We start from the raw sequence: 15,067 nt of genomic DNA, 5'->3' as shown, positions 1-15,067 counted from the left end.
GACCTTGAAGATAGGAAGCGTGGCTCACCGCGGTGCGGCGGGCAGGAGGTTCAGGACGACTTCAACTGCAGCGCCGGTGCGACCTGGATGGCGCGCCAGGAAGGCAGGATGCCGGCGAGCAGGCTCGCCGCGATCGCAATGGCGAACGTCAGCAGCAGCATCGTGAGATCCAGGTGCGCCAGCGCGGCGTAATCCACCGGTTGCTGACGCACGGCCCACAGCCCCAGCCATGCCAGCACAAGTCCGCCGATGCCGCCGGCCAGGCCGATGGTCCCTGCCTCCACCAGGCACTGCGCAAAGATTGCGCCGCGCGAGGCTCCAAGCGCGCGCCGCACACCAATTTCTCCGCTGCGGCGCAGGAATTTCGCCAGCAACAGGCCGACCGTGTTGAGCAGGCACACCAGCAGAAAGCCCATGGCCAGCCACAGCTGCAGGCGGACGTCGCTGGGAACCACCTTGTTGTAGTCCAGCCACTGCATCACGTTGCGCAGGCGCACATTGTTGGGCCGGGTAAAGCGCCCGGCGGCACGTTGTTGATCGGAATAATTTTCGAGGTAGGCCTTGTAATCGCTTGCCTGCTTGGCGCTCTCCAGCTCCACCCAGTACTGCACCCAGTTGCAGGGTGCATTCAGCGCGGTGGTGTCGCCTGCTTCGACCTTGCCGGAACAGTTGGTTCCGCCGTAGTGGCTCAATTTCAGATCCATCGCCGTACTGAACGGCACATACAGCTGTTCGTTCGAGCCGTAGGTGTCTGTGATGTCGTAGAAGCGTGGGTTGATCTTCCAGGTATCCAGGACGCCGACGATACGGAAGGTGTTCTTGTCCACGCGCACGTCGCGCCCGACGCTGTTGCCACCGTCGAACAGCTTTTCGTTCAGCGACTTGCTGATCACCGCAACACGTTCGTGCCGCTCGTCGCTGGTGCTGGACCACGCTTGGCCGTAGAGCAAGGGCACATCGAACATCGTAAGGAAATCGGCCGAAGTGAAACGAGCGTTCAGCTTGAAAGGACTCAATCCGCTGCGCTGTGGCTCGATCGCGACACTGCCGCCTGACATCATCGCCTGACGCATGGCGCGCTTCCCACGCAGCAGCGCCTCGGCGTCGAAGCGGGTGGACTGGTAATCGGGCTCGTCTCCCGGTTGATAGCCGGACTTCGGTTGCGCATCGACCTGCACATAGAACAACCGATCGCTCTTCTGCGGAATCGGGTCGCCCGACAAGACATGGAACACTGTCAACGTGGTCATGCTGGCGCCGATGCCCAGCGCAATGGCCAGCACCATCAATGCGGTGAGGACCTTGTTGCGACGGAAGCTGCGCACCGCAAGATTGAAGTAGTAGCCGAACATGGGTGAGCTCCTCAGTCGGCCAGGGTTGCAATGGCGGCAGGAGCGCGCAGCAGGCTGGGATTGCGTTCCAGGTCGGTGGCTTGGCCGTCGACGATATGCACGTTGCGCTGCGCGCGTGCGGCCAGTTCCGGGTCGTGGGTGACCATGACGATGGTGGTGCCCTGGCTGTTGATCTCTTCCAGCAGTTCCATCACCCCGCGCGCCATTTGCGAATCGAGGTTGCCGGTGGGTTCGTCGGCCAGCAGCAGGCGTGGACTGCCTGCCAGCGCGCGCGCAATCGCAGCACGCTGCTGTTGCCCACCGGAGAGTTCGGTGGGGTAGTGACGCAGGCGCGAGCCCAGGTCGACCTTGGTCAGTGCCTCTTCGATACGCTGCGTGCGCTCGGCTGCCGCCATGCCGCGATAACGCAGCGGAACATCGACGTTGTCGAACAGGTTGAGGTCGGGAATCAGATTGAAGCCCTGGAAGATGAAGCCGATCTTCCGGTTGCGCAGACGCGAACGCGCGTCGTCGGAGAGATGGCTGACGTCTTCGCCATCGAGCAAATACTGCCCGCTGGTGAAGGTTTCCAGTAGCCCGGCCAGGTTGAGGAAGGTGGTCTTGCCCGAACCGGAGGGGCCGGTGACCGCGACGAACTCGCCTTCGCGCACATGCAGGTCCAGCGACCGCAGCGCATGCGTTTCCACCTGTTCGGTGCGGAAGACCTTGGAGACCGCTTGCATCTTGAGCATTGCCGATTCCTTTGCGAAGAGAGTGTGCGACGGGTGGGAATGAGTGAATCAGTGCACGGTGACGCGCGGCGCGTCGCCAAAGTTGTCTGCGCCGGAGACCACCACGCGGTCGCCGACCTGCAGCCCGGACAGCACCTGCACTTCGCCCAGGCTGCTGACACCGAGCGTGACCGGGCGCCGCGCGGCGGTGTTGCCATCCATTACGTAGGCATAGCTGCCGCCGGATTGTTCGACGAAGGGGCCGCGTTCGACCTTGAGCACGTTGCGGCGCGTGTCCATCAGCACGCGTGCGCTCATGCGCTGGCTCTGGCGCAGGCCCGGCGGCTGCTTGTCGGTAAAGCGGATGCGCGCGGTGACTTCGCCGTTGACCACTTCCGGCGACACCGCCGAGATGGCGCCGGCGAACGGCTCGCCGCTGCCGCTGGTGAGCTGGGCCGGCATGCCGATCGCCAGATCGCGGGCGAAACTTTCCGGCACCTTGATCTCCACTTCGAACTTGGACAGATCCACCACGCCCAGAATCGGCGCGTTCGCAGCCACCTGGGTGTGCTGCACCGCCTGCACCTGGCCAACCTGGCCATCGAAGGGCGAGCGCAGCGTGAGCGCGTCCACCTGGCGCTGCACCTCGGCCACCACGGCGCGTTGGCGGTCTGCCAGCAGGCGCTTGTTGCGCGAATCCAGGTCCGCGCCCTGGCTCTTCAACGCGGCATCGCGCTGGGCGTGCTGCAGGTCGATGTCGGTCTTCTTCAAGGTGTCCTGCGCCTTGGCCAGCTCCACCTGCGGCACCGCGCCACCATCGAAGCCGCGCTGGTAGCGCTCCAGGTCGCGCGCGGCGGCCTGCTTGTCGATCCGGGCCTGGTCGGTGAGTTTGCTGGCGTTGGCACGCGCCAGGGTGGCATCCAGGGCGGCGCGGCTGGATTCGGCCTCCAGGCCGGCCAGGGTGGCCTGCTCCTGCGCCAGCTTGCTGCGCAGCTCGGGGCTGTCGATGCGCGCCAGCTCCTGGCCCTGCTTGACCACGTCGCCGGCCACCACGCTCAGCGTCACCGTGCCGGCCGAGATGGCGTACAGCACCGGGCTGTTGGCGGCGATCACGCGGCCGTCGGCGGCGATGTCGCGGACCAGGTCGCCCTGGGTGACCGTGGCAATGCGCACGCGGCCGGCGTCGAACGAGCGGCTGCCGGCGCTCCATGCAGTCACGGCCCAGCCGATGCCGGCCAGTACCGCCACCGCAGCGGTGCCAGGCCACAGCCAGCGGCGCCACGGCGCGCGCTGGGCGGGTGTACGGAGAACCTGGTCCTGGGCAGAGGTATCGCGAATCATGGTCGGCTGGCTCGGTGGCGTCACTGCGATAAAGCAGGACCCGTGCCAACGTTCAAGTCATTGATGGATATGGTTTTTACGGCGTGATCGCCAGTGTCCGCAGTGTCCGCGGACACTGCGGGCGGACACGCTGTCCGGGCATGGTCATGCAGCGGACAAGAGCGGACACGCTAAAATGTCCGACTTCTTTTGCGAGAGCTGTCTTATGTGCGGCATTGTCGGAGCGATCGCCGGGCGCGACGTGGTCCCGGTCCTGATCGAAGGACTCAAGCGGCTGGAATATCGCGGCTATGACTCTTCCGGCATTGCAGTGCTCGACGGCGCGCAGGTGCGCCGGGTGCGTCGCACCGGGCGGGTGGCCGAGATGGAACAGGCCGCGCAGGCCGAACAGCTGGGCGCCACGCTGGGCATCGGCCACACCCGCTGGGCCACCCATGGCGGCGTCACCGAAGCCAACGCGCACCCGCACATCAGCGCCGGCGTGGCGCTGGTGCATAACGGCATCATCGAAAACCACGAGGAGCAGCGCGAAAAATTGCGCGCGCTGGGCTACACCTTCGAGTCGCAGACCGACACCGAAGTCATCGCGCATCTGATCCATCATCATCTGGGCAGCGCCGGCGACCTGCTCACCGCGTTGCAGCGCACCGTCAAGGAACTCACCGGTGCCTACGCGCTGGCGGTGATGAGCCAGGCCGAGCCGCAACGCTTCGTTTGCGCGCGGATGGGCTGCCCGTTGCTGATCGGGGTAGGCGAGGGCGAGAACTTCGTCGCCTCCGACGTGTCGGCGATCGTGCAGGCCACGCGCCAGGTGATCTTTCTCGAAGAAGGCGACACCGCCGAATTGCACCGCGATGGCGTGCGCATCTTCGATGGCAACGATGCGCCGGTGGAGCGCCCGTTGCACCTGTCGGACGTGTCGCTGGCCTCGCTGGAACTGGGCCCGTTCCGGCATTTCATGCAGAAGGAAATCCACGAGCAGCCGCGCGCCTTGGCCGACACCATCGAGGCGGCGATCGATGCCAAGGGGTTCCCGGCATCGCTGTTCGGCGACAACGCAGAAGCGGTGCTGCGCGACATCGAAGGCGTGCAGATCCTGGCCTGCGGTACCAGCTACTACGCCGGCATGACCGCACGTTACTGGATCGAAGCCATTGCCGGGCTGCCGTGCAGCGTGGAGATCGCCAGCGAATACCGCTACCGCGCCGCGTATGCCAACCCGAAGCATCTGATCGTGACCATCTCTCAGTCGGGCGAAACGCTGGACACGATGGAAGCGCTGAAATACGCCAAATCGCTGGGGCATTTGCACACGCTGTCGATCTGCAATGTGCCGGAAAGTGCGATCCCGCGCGCCAGCGAGCTGGTCTGCTACACACGTGCCGGTGCCGAGATCGGCGTGGCCTCGACCAAGGCCTTCACCACCCAGCTGGCGGTGTTGTTCCAGCTCACCATGGTGCTGGGCAGATTGCAGGGCCGCATCAGTGACGCCGAAGAAGCGCAGTACCTGGAGCAGCTGCGCTTCTTGCCCGGCAGCGTGCAGCATGCGTTGAATCTTGAACCGCAGATCATGGCCTGGGCCGAACGATTCTCGCCCAAGCAGAATGCGCTGTTCCTCGGTCGCGGCCTGCATTATCCGATTGCATTGGAAGGCGCGCTCAAGCTCAAGGAAATCTCCTATATCCACGCCGAAGCGTATCCGGCCGGCGAGTTGAAGCATGGGCCGTTGGCATTGGTGGACGCGGCGATGCCAGTGGTGGTGATCGCACCGAATGACCGCCTGCTGGAGAAGGTCAAATCCAACATGCAGGAAGTGCGCGCACGTGGCGGGGAGTTGTTCGTGTTCGCCGACCAGGACAGCCACTTCAGCGACTCCGAAGGCGTGCATGTCATTCGCACCCCACGCCATGCCGGCGTGCTGTCGCCGGTGATCCACACCATCCCGGTGCAGTTGCTGGCCTACCACACCGCCCTGGCCCGGGGCACCGATGTGGACAAGCCGCGCAATCTGGCCAAGTCGGTGACGGTGGAATAAGCGCAGCCGCACTGCCAGCTGCACGCATCGCCAGCTACGTGCAGTCGGTGCACGCACGCAGTGCAAATTCCACTCTGTCGCTGTCATGTTCCAGGATGGCGATTGCTGGCACCCTCGTGCTGGCCGCGCTGGTGCGCAATGCGCGAGGTTCAGTCCCTCGCCAAGCGGTTGCCGGCATCGTGCCTTTGCACGTAGCGATGCCGCTTCCACGAAATGGCCGTATCCCTCCGGCAAAGGTTAACAGCACTGCCAGCGGCCGCTCCTTGGCGCTCCACCACAGCCTCTGCCGCCGCAGTGGCCCAAGTTATGCATAAGCTCCTGGTGAGGGTCCACACCACGCAGGAGGACGTATGCACGAGTCTTTCAAACAGGGGGCGCCGGCCGAGTTGTGGCAGGCGTTGGTGCGCGAGGCGGGGCAGCGGATCGCGCGTCCGCTGGACGAATCGCGCGAGCACTATCTGGTGTTCGTGTTGCTGCGCTTCCAGCGCGATGCGCATCTGCTTTCGCGCACGCAGGCGCTGGCATGGCTGCATGCGCAGGACCAGATCGGTAGCGTGCGGGCCGACGCATTGCGTGACGTGGGCGACGGCTGCCTGCTGATTGCAGGCCTGTTTCCCGGCGTGGCGCAACGCCGGCGCCTGAGTGTGGATTACTTCATCGACCTGGGCAGGGGCGCGTATTCCGAAGTGGCCGACACCCGCTGCAGCGATGCAGGCCTGTTCGCGCAACTGGCCCAGAGCTATCGCGAGCTGGTGCGGATATTGGCCGCTTTGCGCACGCCACGCGACTGGCAACCAGGCCCAGGCGGAATCCTGCATGCCTAAGCAGTGAGCATCTGAGGGGCGGTCCCCACACATGCGTGGGGACCGCCCCGACTGCGATGGCTGCCGTGTGCGGGCACACTATCCCTGCAGGACGATCGGCCGGGTGTGTTGTGCCATTACCCGTCGATCAGCGCCCTGCATGTTGGAAGCCGTCGTGTGCGAGCGGTGGCGCATCGGTCGCGCTGCATGGGGGACATGCAGCGCGTCGTACTTATCCATAGGGACAGGGATTCATGAAGACGTGTATCGCGGCGGTGCTATTGGCACTGCCGGGGCTTGCTGTTGCGCAAGACGTGCCGCTGGGCTATGCCGGCCAGGGCGGAATGACGCTGCAGGAGATCGACCCTGCCATTTATGCGTATCACTACGACCACGGATTCGTGGGCGAAGATGCGCTGGGCTGGGATCCTGCGCTGCAATTCGCCTGGTCGCGCATCGCCGCCGCCAAGGTCTGCGCACAGCAATCGCCGTCCGATGCATTGATCGGCAAGCTGGTCGAGCAGTACGGCAAGGATGCCGTAGTGCACCAGATCAACGGCATTGGCTTCCATGAAGCGCAGATGCGGGCTGCTGGTACGTTCTGTACCGCTGCGCGCGTGAGCGAAGCCACTGCGGTGGTGCCTGCGTTTGCAGGCGGGGATTTCTCCACTGCAACTGCGTATGCGGCTGCTGCAGTTGCAGGTACTGTGGCGGTCGCCGCAACAGATGCGCAACCGAGCACGCAGTCCGATGCAGGCGTTGTCGTGGCGCCCTCGGCAGATTGGGCCCTGCAGCTCCCATTGCATTCCAGCATGCGCGTGGGCTCGAACGGCCTGCCCAACGGTGATGAGATGCTGCGTGTGGTGCGCCGCGGACATACCGGGATGGTCGTCGGCTTGCAGATCGCCACCAGCCTGTTCGCGCGCGGTGTTGCGGTCTCTGCCTTCGGAAAAGATCAGCTAAAAGGCGAAAAAATGCAGGCCTTGGGAAATCCTGGCTATCAATTGCAGCGCGATGCGGTCAACGCGCATTTGAAGACCTACTTCACCGGGCATCCGCGGGCCGTACCGGCAGAACCGTTCCCCTTGCAGGTGCTGATGTCGGACTGGCTGCTGGTATATCAGAGCCTGGCCGATACCAAGTCGCCTTACGAACTGCGCTACGCGGTGACCATCGGTGGGGAGCGCAGCGGCTTTTTGAAGCGCAAGGCGAGCCCGGTCAGCATGGACTGTGCGCCGACACCGCGCACCGCCTCGCTGGAAGAATGGGAGGCCAACGACTACGCACTGGTCAAGCAAGCCGCGCAAGCCTACAGCGACGAATGCGCAGCGAAATTCGCCGAGCAATTGCCGCAGTGGTTCCCTGACAGAGAAGCTGTTGCGACGTCCAACTGACGGATCAGCCCTGTAAGTGCCGGATATCCGTCGCCTGAGGTGATCCGAGAAAATCCAGTCATGCAGGCGTAAACCAGAAGGGGCACCGATCCATCGATCGGTGCCCCTTCTGGGTTTCTATTGCACCAAGATCAACCGACGCTGCGTGCCTGGCTGCGTTGCTGCTCGTGCTGATCTTGAACCTGGGTTTGCGTTTGCGCTTCCTGGCGCACCGCATTGCTGCTCTGCTCCAGCGGCCGTTCCGCAGCGGTTGCCTTTTCGGTATAGATCCGCTGATGCGCCGGGTCGGTTGGCTGACCCTGCACGGCGAACAATCCGTTGCCATCCTTGCTCTGCGCCACCATGTCGATGCGTTGCATGCCGCTGACCTTGGCTTCGAAGGTCATGTGGCCGGCCGCATTTACCAACTGCTGCCGATTGGCGAAGGCATTCGGACCGAGCTGTTCCAGCTTGTTGACGGTCTGATTGAACAGCGGGTGGTCGGGGTTGGTTTTCTCCGACAGCAGTGGCGTCTTTTCCGCCTGCTTCAACGCAGCCTGCGTATCGCGGCCCACCACGCCATCGTCCTGCAAGCCATGCGCTCGTTGGAATGCCTTGACCGCGTCGCTGGTCCGTTGGCCATAGGCACCGTCAGCCTTGAGTTCGTGACCGCCTGCGTCCTTGTACCCCAGCTGCTGCAGCGTCTGCTGCAACGTGCGCACTTCTGCGCCACGCGCATTTTCGCGCAGGACACCTGGCGCTTCCGCGGCGGCGTGTGCCTGGCTGGGTTTGTGCTCGGTCGCTGCATGAGATTGCTGCTTGTCCTGGCTGCGCTCCTGCAGCAGGTCGCGCGCCTCGGACAGCGGGTCGCTCGCATACAGCTTGACGCCCTTGGCGTGCTTGCGCTCGAGGTAGGAATCCAGCGAACTGAGCTCAACACCCTCGCCGCCACGAGATTGGCTGATTTTGAGCTGACCATCCTTGGGGTCGCGCACCACCATCGTGATGTGGTCGATGCCCTTGTAGCGCCCCTTGTCCCAACTCTGCGGGCCATTGTCCTCGCCGATGATCATGCCTTCTTTGAGGCTCTGGGCAGTGACGTCCTTGCCCTGGATCAGCACGCCGGAGCGCAGCTCCGCCTTGCGCAGCAGTTCGGATGCACTGTCGAAACCGGGGCTGAACTTTTCGTCCTTGGTGAAGATGGCCTTGCCGGCGCCCTTGTTGATCTCGTCCATGGTCGCGTTCTGCATCTCGACCACCCAACCAGAACAATCGACCCTGCCTTTATCCGGATCTTTCGCGCCCAGGCCGTATTTGACGTGGTCGTATTTATTGGTGAGGTCATACGCCGCGTGGAGCGCGATGCCTTGCGCCGCAGGTTTTTCCGGCTGGGCAGGTGCGGAATGCGCCGGAGCAGCGTGCGAGGGGGCCTGCTGCGCGGCCGAAATCGGCTCGATGCCTTTTTCAGGAATACGGATACGGTCCATCTTCGTATCCCAGTACTGCACGAAGGTCTGTGCCATGTCCTTGTCGGACATGCGCCGGAACGTCGCCGCATCGACGCCGGTCAAGGACTTCAGCTCTTTCTCGCCGACATTGTTGAGAATGTTGGCGCGCGTGCTGTCCAGGCCAAAAGATCCCGTGGCGATCGCGGTCTGCAGAGAGCGGTAGCCACCGGCGCCCTGCTGATGGGCCAGGTACATATCCAGGCCATCGGGTTCCGGCTTGCCCGAAAGATACGGCCGCCCATCGCGTTCGTGTCGATTGACCAGGCTCGTCCGGTTATCCAGATACAGCCGCGCTGCTGCATCGGTGTTGACCACTGCGTCCAGCTCGCGTCCGGCAATACCGTACTGCTGGGCGGTTGGCGGCGTGAACTGGAACAGTCCTTTCGCACCACCGGGGCCGCGGTTGGCCAACTCGTCGAAGGCGCCGCCAGTCTCTACGTGGGCAAAACGCAGGAAGTCGTCACGCGGAATATTCCGCTCGGCCGCTTCGCGTTCGATGATGTCGAGCACTTGGGCTCGTGAGTAGTTCGTCGGCATCGCTCAAGGTCCTTGATTGAGTGCTGCAGCCACGCGGCTGCAGCGGTACGCCGCCCGAACCAATTCCTTTGGTCCTGTATTAAGGGGTCGGCAAATACGATTTGCTGGCCGCATCGTAGCGATATTCGACCGTCGCGTCACCCCCGCTGGTCGGCGGATTGGCAGAGACGGTGACCCGCAGCGCGGGCAGGCCCGGCTGCTTGACGAACGCAAGCGTGCTGCTGTTCTTGACGCAGGCAATCTTCCCGGGTGCATCTTCGCCACAGTTGGCGCTGTTGTCCTCACCCGCGGGAATGTTGCCGATATAGGTCCAATGCTTGTCGTTGACGTTCTCGGTTTCCTTGGGGTTGAACACGAGTGCGTCGTAGGAAAGGATGCGTACGCCCGACTGCAGGCTCCAGGTCGGCACGGCCAGCACCAGCCTGCTGTCGTCGGTGACAAAGGTCTGCGGTTGACGCGTCGTGTCGACCGTGTTGCCCTGTTCCATGCCACCGAATTCGCCGATGTAGGGCTCTGCGCCGAGCAGCTTCCATGGCGTCTTGCTCCCCGGTTCGCTGGTCACGAAAGTGGCATGGGCCAACGTCACCTTGGTGCCGGGCGCGGGAGAGTGGTCCTCGCTTTCTGTGCCGAAGCGCTCGGGCGTTTCCCAGGCGAAGCCGGTGTAATACCGCGTACCGCCGAGTTCGAACTGAAAGCCGTACCAATAATGGATCCAGCTGCCGTTGGCGACCTCGTAGGAGGTTGCGCCATCGCCGTCCACGTTGCTGATGAAATACAACACGCTGTCGGTCCGCGGCGGTTGCAATTGCTGGGTCGATCCCTGGGTTGCGTCCTGCATGGGAGATGCATCCTTTTGTGACGGTTTTTGGGGAGTGCCGGCCGCGGCCGCGGCGGTCTTCGGAGCGGTGGCGTCCGGTGGCGCCTGCGTGCAGGCGGCGATCGTTGCTAGCGCAAGGACCAGTGAAATCTTCCTGACGAGCATTGGGGTGCATCCATTGCGGAGGGCGGCGAAAGTCTACTCCAGCCCGCCGTTGTGTCCAGTCGTCGCACCGGGACCGGCGGTTCCCCGTACGCCGTCGTGGCGCGGGGCTTTGACGTCGCGGATGCGTTGCGTTCGGCCTGCGCATCCGCCGGTTGCCATTGCCGTGCCCGTCGACGCCCAGCTTGCCGCTGGGCGGCGGACTTACGCCAACGGCGTGTTGGAAATGATCTCCACCCAGTAACCGTCCGGGTCCTTGATGAAGGCCAGGTGCTTCATGCGGCCGTCTTCCAGGCGTTTTTGGTATGGCACGTCGAGGCTGTCGAAGCGTGCACAGGCAGCATGGATATCCGGCACCGAAATACAGATATGGCCGAAGCCGCGCGGGTCGCTGTTGCCGTCGTGGTAGACCGGGCCGTCCTGGGTTTCGGTGCCGTGGTTGTGGGTGAGTTCGAGCACGCCGGGGATGCCGGCCATCCACAGGCGACGCTGTGCGTCGTCATCGGGAATGGCCGTGCCTTCGGGCAGCAGCGCGAGAAAATACAGGCTGAATTTTGCGTCGGCAAAATCGCGTGCGTCGAGCAGGCGGAAGCCCAGGACGCGCGTATAGAAATCCAGCGACCGTGCTGCGTCCTTGACGCGCAACATGGTGTGGTTGAACACGAAGCCGTGCGTGTCGGCGGGCGCGGCATTGGCGCCTGGTACGTGTTGCAGATCGTTCAAAGGCATGGCGGTCTCCTGAGTGTGAATTGCGGATGCGGCGTGTTGCGCGAATGGGCGATGTTAGCCAGGGCAGGGTTGTCGGCGTGTCATGGGCCAATGGCAGCGGTTTGAATGCGCCGGCGTTGAAGGAGGGCGCCACCTGCAGCTGCCCGTGCACGATGCCACTGTCTCAAAACCACACGCGCACACCGGCAACGAAGCGGCTGTCGCGTGCGGGGGCAGCGTCCATCGCGGCGCGCTGTGCGCTATCGCCAAAGCTGCGGCTGTGCACCCAGCCGATGTACGGCGCGAAGCGGCGGGTGATCTCGTAGCGCAGGCGCAAGCCAAGTTCCACCTCTTCCAGGCCGCTGCCAATGCCGCGGCGGTTGTCGTCGGTGAGCGCGATGTCGGCTTCCGCACGCGGCTGCAGGATCAGGCGGTTGGTCAGCAGGACCTCGTATTCGCCTTCCAGCCGCAACGCCGCGCGGCTGCCAGTGCCTACATACAGCGTTGCTTCGGTTTCGAACTTGTAGGGCGCCAGGCCTTGCACGCCGAAAGCCGCCCAGCTGCGATGTGCGCCTGCGCCGATGTCCTGGCGCGCGCCCACAAGCAGATCCCACCATGGTGACATGGCATGGCCATAGAACGCTTCCAGCGAGCCGGATTCGGTGCGTCCGTCGTGTCGTTCGCCCTCGCTGTGCAGCCAGAGCCGGTCGATGTCGCCGCCGATCCATGCACGTGACTCCCAGGCCTGGCCGCTACCGCGATCGGTGTTGGAAGCCTCCAGCCGATCGAGCAGGACATAGTGGTTGATCCCTGCCGAGTGCATCGCATGCGTGTGCAATGGTGCGAATGCAGCGGCGATGTCGTCCGCCGTGGGTGGGGGAATGGGGTCGCGTGGAAGTGGGTGATTGGGTATCCCGGTGGGTGATGCAGGAGGTTGTGCAGGGTGTGTGGACTGCGTGTGGTGCATCTTCGAGTGATCCATCGAAGCGTGATCCATCGCTTGGTGGTGCGTGGCCGCAGCGCCCATCGATCCATCGCCCATGGACCCATGCTTCATCGATTCATCGTCCATGGCGCCAGTGCCCATGTCAGCGTGCGACATGTGAGCGTGGTCCATGTGGGCGGCCTGAGATGACGCAGGGCTCGTATGCGCGCCATCGGTCATTTGCATCGCCTGGTCCTGCATGTCCCGCGATGCGTCCTCCATCGCATCGTGCTGATGCTCCTGTGCAACCGCAGATGCGCTCGCCAGGAACGCAGCAGCCAACCAGGCCGTTGTGCGAAAGCGGCTCATGCCTCCACCCGCACTTCGCGCATCATCCCCGCTTCCATGTGGTACAGCAGATGGCAGTGATACGCCCAGCGGCCGAGCGCATCGGCACGCACGCGGTAGGTGCGGCGGGTGCCCGGCGGCATGTCGATGGTGTGCTTGCGTACCTGGAAGTTGCCGCGCGCATCCTCCAGGTCGCTCCACATGCCATGCAAATGGATGGGGTGCTGCATCATGGTGTCGTTGACCAGCACGATGCGCAGCCGCTCGCCGTATTGCAGCCGCAAGGGCTGCGCGGAAGCGAACGCGATGCCATCGAAGGACCAGGCGAATTTTTCCATGTGCCCGGTCAGATGCAACTCGATGTCGCGCCCGGGTTCGCGTCCATCCGGATCCTCGAACAGGCTATGCAGATCGGCGTAGCACAGCACGCGGCGGCCGTTGTCGCGCAGGCCCACGCCGGGGTCGTCCAGGCGCGGTGCAGTGGCATTGCTGCGCATGTCGATCAGCGGGTTGCCGGTTTCGCTGGCCGGATGATGCGGCGCCTTGTCGGGCGCCTGGGCATCGTCGTGCGAGTGCATGGTGTGCATCCCATGCGCCGCCAGCATCCCGGGCACGCCGTGCATTGCGGGCAGCGCGTGGTGCATCCCCTCGCCATGCCCCATGTCCTGCATGGTCAGGATGGCGCGCCGATCCAGTGCGGGAATCGGCGCCTGCAAGCCGGGTTGCACTGCCAGCGTACCGCAGGCAAAGCCGGTGCGGCCCATGTCCTGCGCGAACAACGTAAACGCATCCTGGCCGAGCGGTTCGACAATCACGTCGAAGGTCTCGGCCGCGGCGATGCGCAGTTCGTCCACGCTGACCGGATGCACGTACTGCCCGTCGGCGGCCACCACCGTCATGCGCAGGCCAGGAATACGGATGTCGAAATAGGTCATCGACGCGCCGTTGATGAAGCGCAGCAACACCTTTTCGCCTGGCTTGAACAACCCGGTCCAGTTGCCGGCCGGGGCGACGCCGTTGAGCAGGTAGGTATAGGTGTTGGCGTTGACGTCGGACAGATCGGTCGGGGTCATGCGCATGCGCCCCCACATGCCGCGGTCGGCCAGGGTGGCACGCAGGCCGTCTTCTCGCGCATCGCGTAGAAAATCGCCGACGGTGCGCTGTGCGTAGTTGTCGTGGCTGGGCATCTGCTTGAGCCGGCGGAACAGGGCGGCCGGGTCCAGATCGGTCCAGTCCGAGAGCAGCACCACATGTTCGCGATCGTGCCGGTACGGCGGCGGCGTCAGCGGGTCGATGACGATGGCGCCATACAGCCCGGACTGCTCCTGAAACATCGAATGGCTGTGGTACCAGTAGGTGCCGGACTGGCGCAGCGCAAAGCGGTAGTGATACTCCTGGCCCGGCGCGATTCCGTCGAAACTCATGCCCGGCACACCGTCCATATTGGCCGGCAGCAACAGGCCATGCCAATGCACCGACGTGGGTTGGTCGGTCAGCGCGTTGCGCACGCGCACGCTTACCGTGTCGCCCTCGCGCCAGCGCAGGGTGGGCGCCGGCAGGCTCTGGTTGACCGTGATTGCGGAGCGGGGGCGGCCGGTGAAGTTCACCGGCAGGCGGCCGATCTGCAGCGACTGGCTGCTTCCGCGCAGCACAGGCGGGTTGGCCTGGGCGGCGGCGCACGCATCGTTGCGCCACAGGCCGCTGGCGGCAGCGACGCCGCCCAGGGCCAGGCCCTGAACGAAACGGCGCCGGCTCAGGCCGCTGGCGGTCGAGCCGTCGGAAAACGAGGAATCGAAAGACATGACATCTCCTGCGCGCTCCATCGGCAAGAGATGGGCGCAGCGCACAACGTAAGAGATCCCGCGCAAGCACGCGCAGGGCCGAGGACAGCCAAGGCAGGGCCGTCGGCGCTCAGGCGATGGGAGGTCGTACCGGTTGGTCGGGCAGCGGGCTGCCGCGCCCCTCGGTCAAGGTGTCCGGCAACGCCGGGTGGCCGGGCAGGCCCGCGGCGACGCCAGGCAAGGTCAACAAGGCGAGGCTGGCGTGCTGCAGGCAATCGCAGCTGCCCAGCTTGCAGCAGTCGGGCGCGTGCGCATGCGTGGCCTTGTCGTGCAACTGCATGGCAGTGGGCGGATGCATGGCCTGATGGCACGGCAGCGCTGCCGGTGACTCGCTGTGCGTGGTTGCGGCGGTGCCTGCTGCCATGGCCGCGGCAGGCATCGCGCCCGTCGTCATTGCCGGCATGGCCATGCCCACCGACGCCCACGCGCCGGTGGCCGTATTGGCAACCAGGCACAGGCATAGCAGCAGGCGGAGCAGGCGATGCAGCACGGACAGTCGAGGCAGTGACAGGTGCAGCGAGCATAGCATCGGCCCCCGGCTGTCCGCCGGATGCACGGGCTGCGTAGGCGGGCAGGCGAGGGCGGTAGAATCAAGGCTACTTTTGCA

Annotated in this window: 12 protein-coding genes; 3 read left to right on the top strand and 9 right to left on the bottom strand. The window is 64.4% G+C overall.

Going from position 1 to position 15,067, the window contains the following annotated elements; all coding sequences use genetic code 11:
* Positions 1-50: 50 nt before the first annotated feature.
* From ACCQ03_RS18220 to ACCQ03_RS18210, 3 genes are read right to left on the bottom strand one after another with little or no spacing between them, the layout of a single operon-like run.
* Positions 51-1,352, bottom strand: a complete 1,302-nt coding sequence (locus ACCQ03_RS18220; protein ID WP_057679265.1) for an ABC transporter permease — start codon at positions 1,350-1,352, stop codon at positions 51-53.
* 11 nt (positions 1,353-1,363) lie between these two features.
* On the bottom strand, positions 1,364-2,083 hold the full coding sequence (locus ACCQ03_RS18215; RefSeq protein ID WP_209227653.1) for an ABC transporter ATP-binding protein: 720 nt from the start codon (positions 2,081-2,083) through the stop codon (positions 1,364-1,366).
* Between the two features lie 48 nt (positions 2,084-2,131).
* On the bottom strand, positions 2,132-3,403 hold the full coding sequence (locus ACCQ03_RS18210; RefSeq protein WP_057679263.1) for an efflux RND transporter periplasmic adaptor subunit: 1,272 nt from the start codon (positions 3,401-3,403) through the stop codon (positions 2,132-2,134).
* A 205-nt stretch (positions 3,404-3,608) separates the two neighbouring features.
* On the opposite strand from ACCQ03_RS18210, the gene glmS reads away from it, so the two are divergent.
* The 3 genes from glmS to ACCQ03_RS18195 all read left to right on the top strand — a co-directional run bounded on the left by glmS (position 3,609) and on the right by ACCQ03_RS18195 (position 7,635).
* Entirely contained in the window at positions 3,609-5,438 is a 1,830-nt protein-coding gene (glmS, locus tag ACCQ03_RS18205; RefSeq protein ID WP_057679262.1) for a glutamine--fructose-6-phosphate transaminase (isomerizing), read from the top strand.
* Between the two features lie 350 nt (positions 5,439-5,788).
* Entirely contained in the window at positions 5,789-6,262 is a 474-nt protein-coding gene (locus ACCQ03_RS18200; RefSeq protein WP_005914723.1) for a hypothetical protein, read from the top strand.
* A gap of 233 nt (positions 6,263-6,495) precedes the next feature.
* Positions 6,496-7,635, top strand: a complete 1,140-nt coding sequence (locus ACCQ03_RS18195) for a hypothetical protein (protein ID WP_057679261.1) — start codon at positions 6,496-6,498, stop codon at positions 7,633-7,635.
* A 131-nt stretch (positions 7,636-7,766) separates the two neighbouring features.
* Here the strand turns inward: ACCQ03_RS18195 and ACCQ03_RS18190 are convergent, their stop codons facing one another.
* The 6 genes from ACCQ03_RS18190 to ACCQ03_RS18165 all read right to left on the bottom strand — a co-directional run bounded on the left by ACCQ03_RS18190 (position 7,767) and on the right by ACCQ03_RS18165 (position 14,989).
* The gene (locus ACCQ03_RS18190) at positions 7,767-9,632 is read right to left on the bottom strand and encodes an XVIPCD domain-containing protein (protein WP_150147736.1); all 1,866 of its coding nucleotides are present in this window, start codon (positions 9,630-9,632) and stop codon (positions 7,767-7,769) included.
* A 106-nt stretch (positions 9,633-9,738) separates the two neighbouring features.
* On the bottom strand, positions 9,739-10,497 hold the full coding sequence (locus ACCQ03_RS18185) for a hypothetical protein (RefSeq protein WP_057679259.1): 759 nt from the start codon (positions 10,495-10,497) through the stop codon (positions 9,739-9,741).
* Positions 10,498-10,842: 345 nt separating this feature from the next.
* Positions 10,843-11,367 (bottom strand): lactoylglutathione lyase, encoded by a 525-nt coding sequence (gene gloA / locus ACCQ03_RS18180; protein ID WP_057679258.1) that lies wholly within the window; start codon positions 11,365-11,367, stop codon positions 10,843-10,845.
* A gap of 163 nt (positions 11,368-11,530) precedes the next feature.
* Complete coding sequence (locus tag ACCQ03_RS18175; RefSeq protein WP_057679257.1) at positions 11,531-12,640, bottom strand: copper resistance protein B; 1,110 nt, start codon at positions 12,638-12,640, stop codon at positions 11,531-11,533.
* Positions 12,637-14,442: a copper resistance system multicopper oxidase gene (locus ACCQ03_RS18170; RefSeq protein ID WP_209227654.1), complete on the bottom strand. Its 1,806-nt coding sequence runs from the start codon at positions 14,440-14,442 to the stop codon at positions 12,637-12,639. Before ACCQ03_RS18170 ends, ACCQ03_RS18175 begins: the two co-directional genes overlap by 4 nt.
* Positions 14,443-14,530: 88 nt before the next feature.
* Positions 14,531-14,989, bottom strand: a complete 459-nt coding sequence (locus ACCQ03_RS18165) for a CopL family metal-binding regulatory protein (protein ID WP_057679255.1) — start codon at positions 14,987-14,989, stop codon at positions 14,531-14,533.
* Between the last annotated feature and the right edge of the window lie 78 nt (positions 14,990-15,067).

Origin of the sequence: Xanthomonas sp. NCPPB 3569 (assembly GCF_041475645.2) — a bacterium.
GTDB classification, from domain to species: Bacteria; Pseudomonadota; Gammaproteobacteria; order Xanthomonadales; family Xanthomonadaceae; genus Xanthomonas; species Xanthomonas phaseoli.
This window is presented reverse-complemented; position numbering and strand designations above follow the sequence as displayed.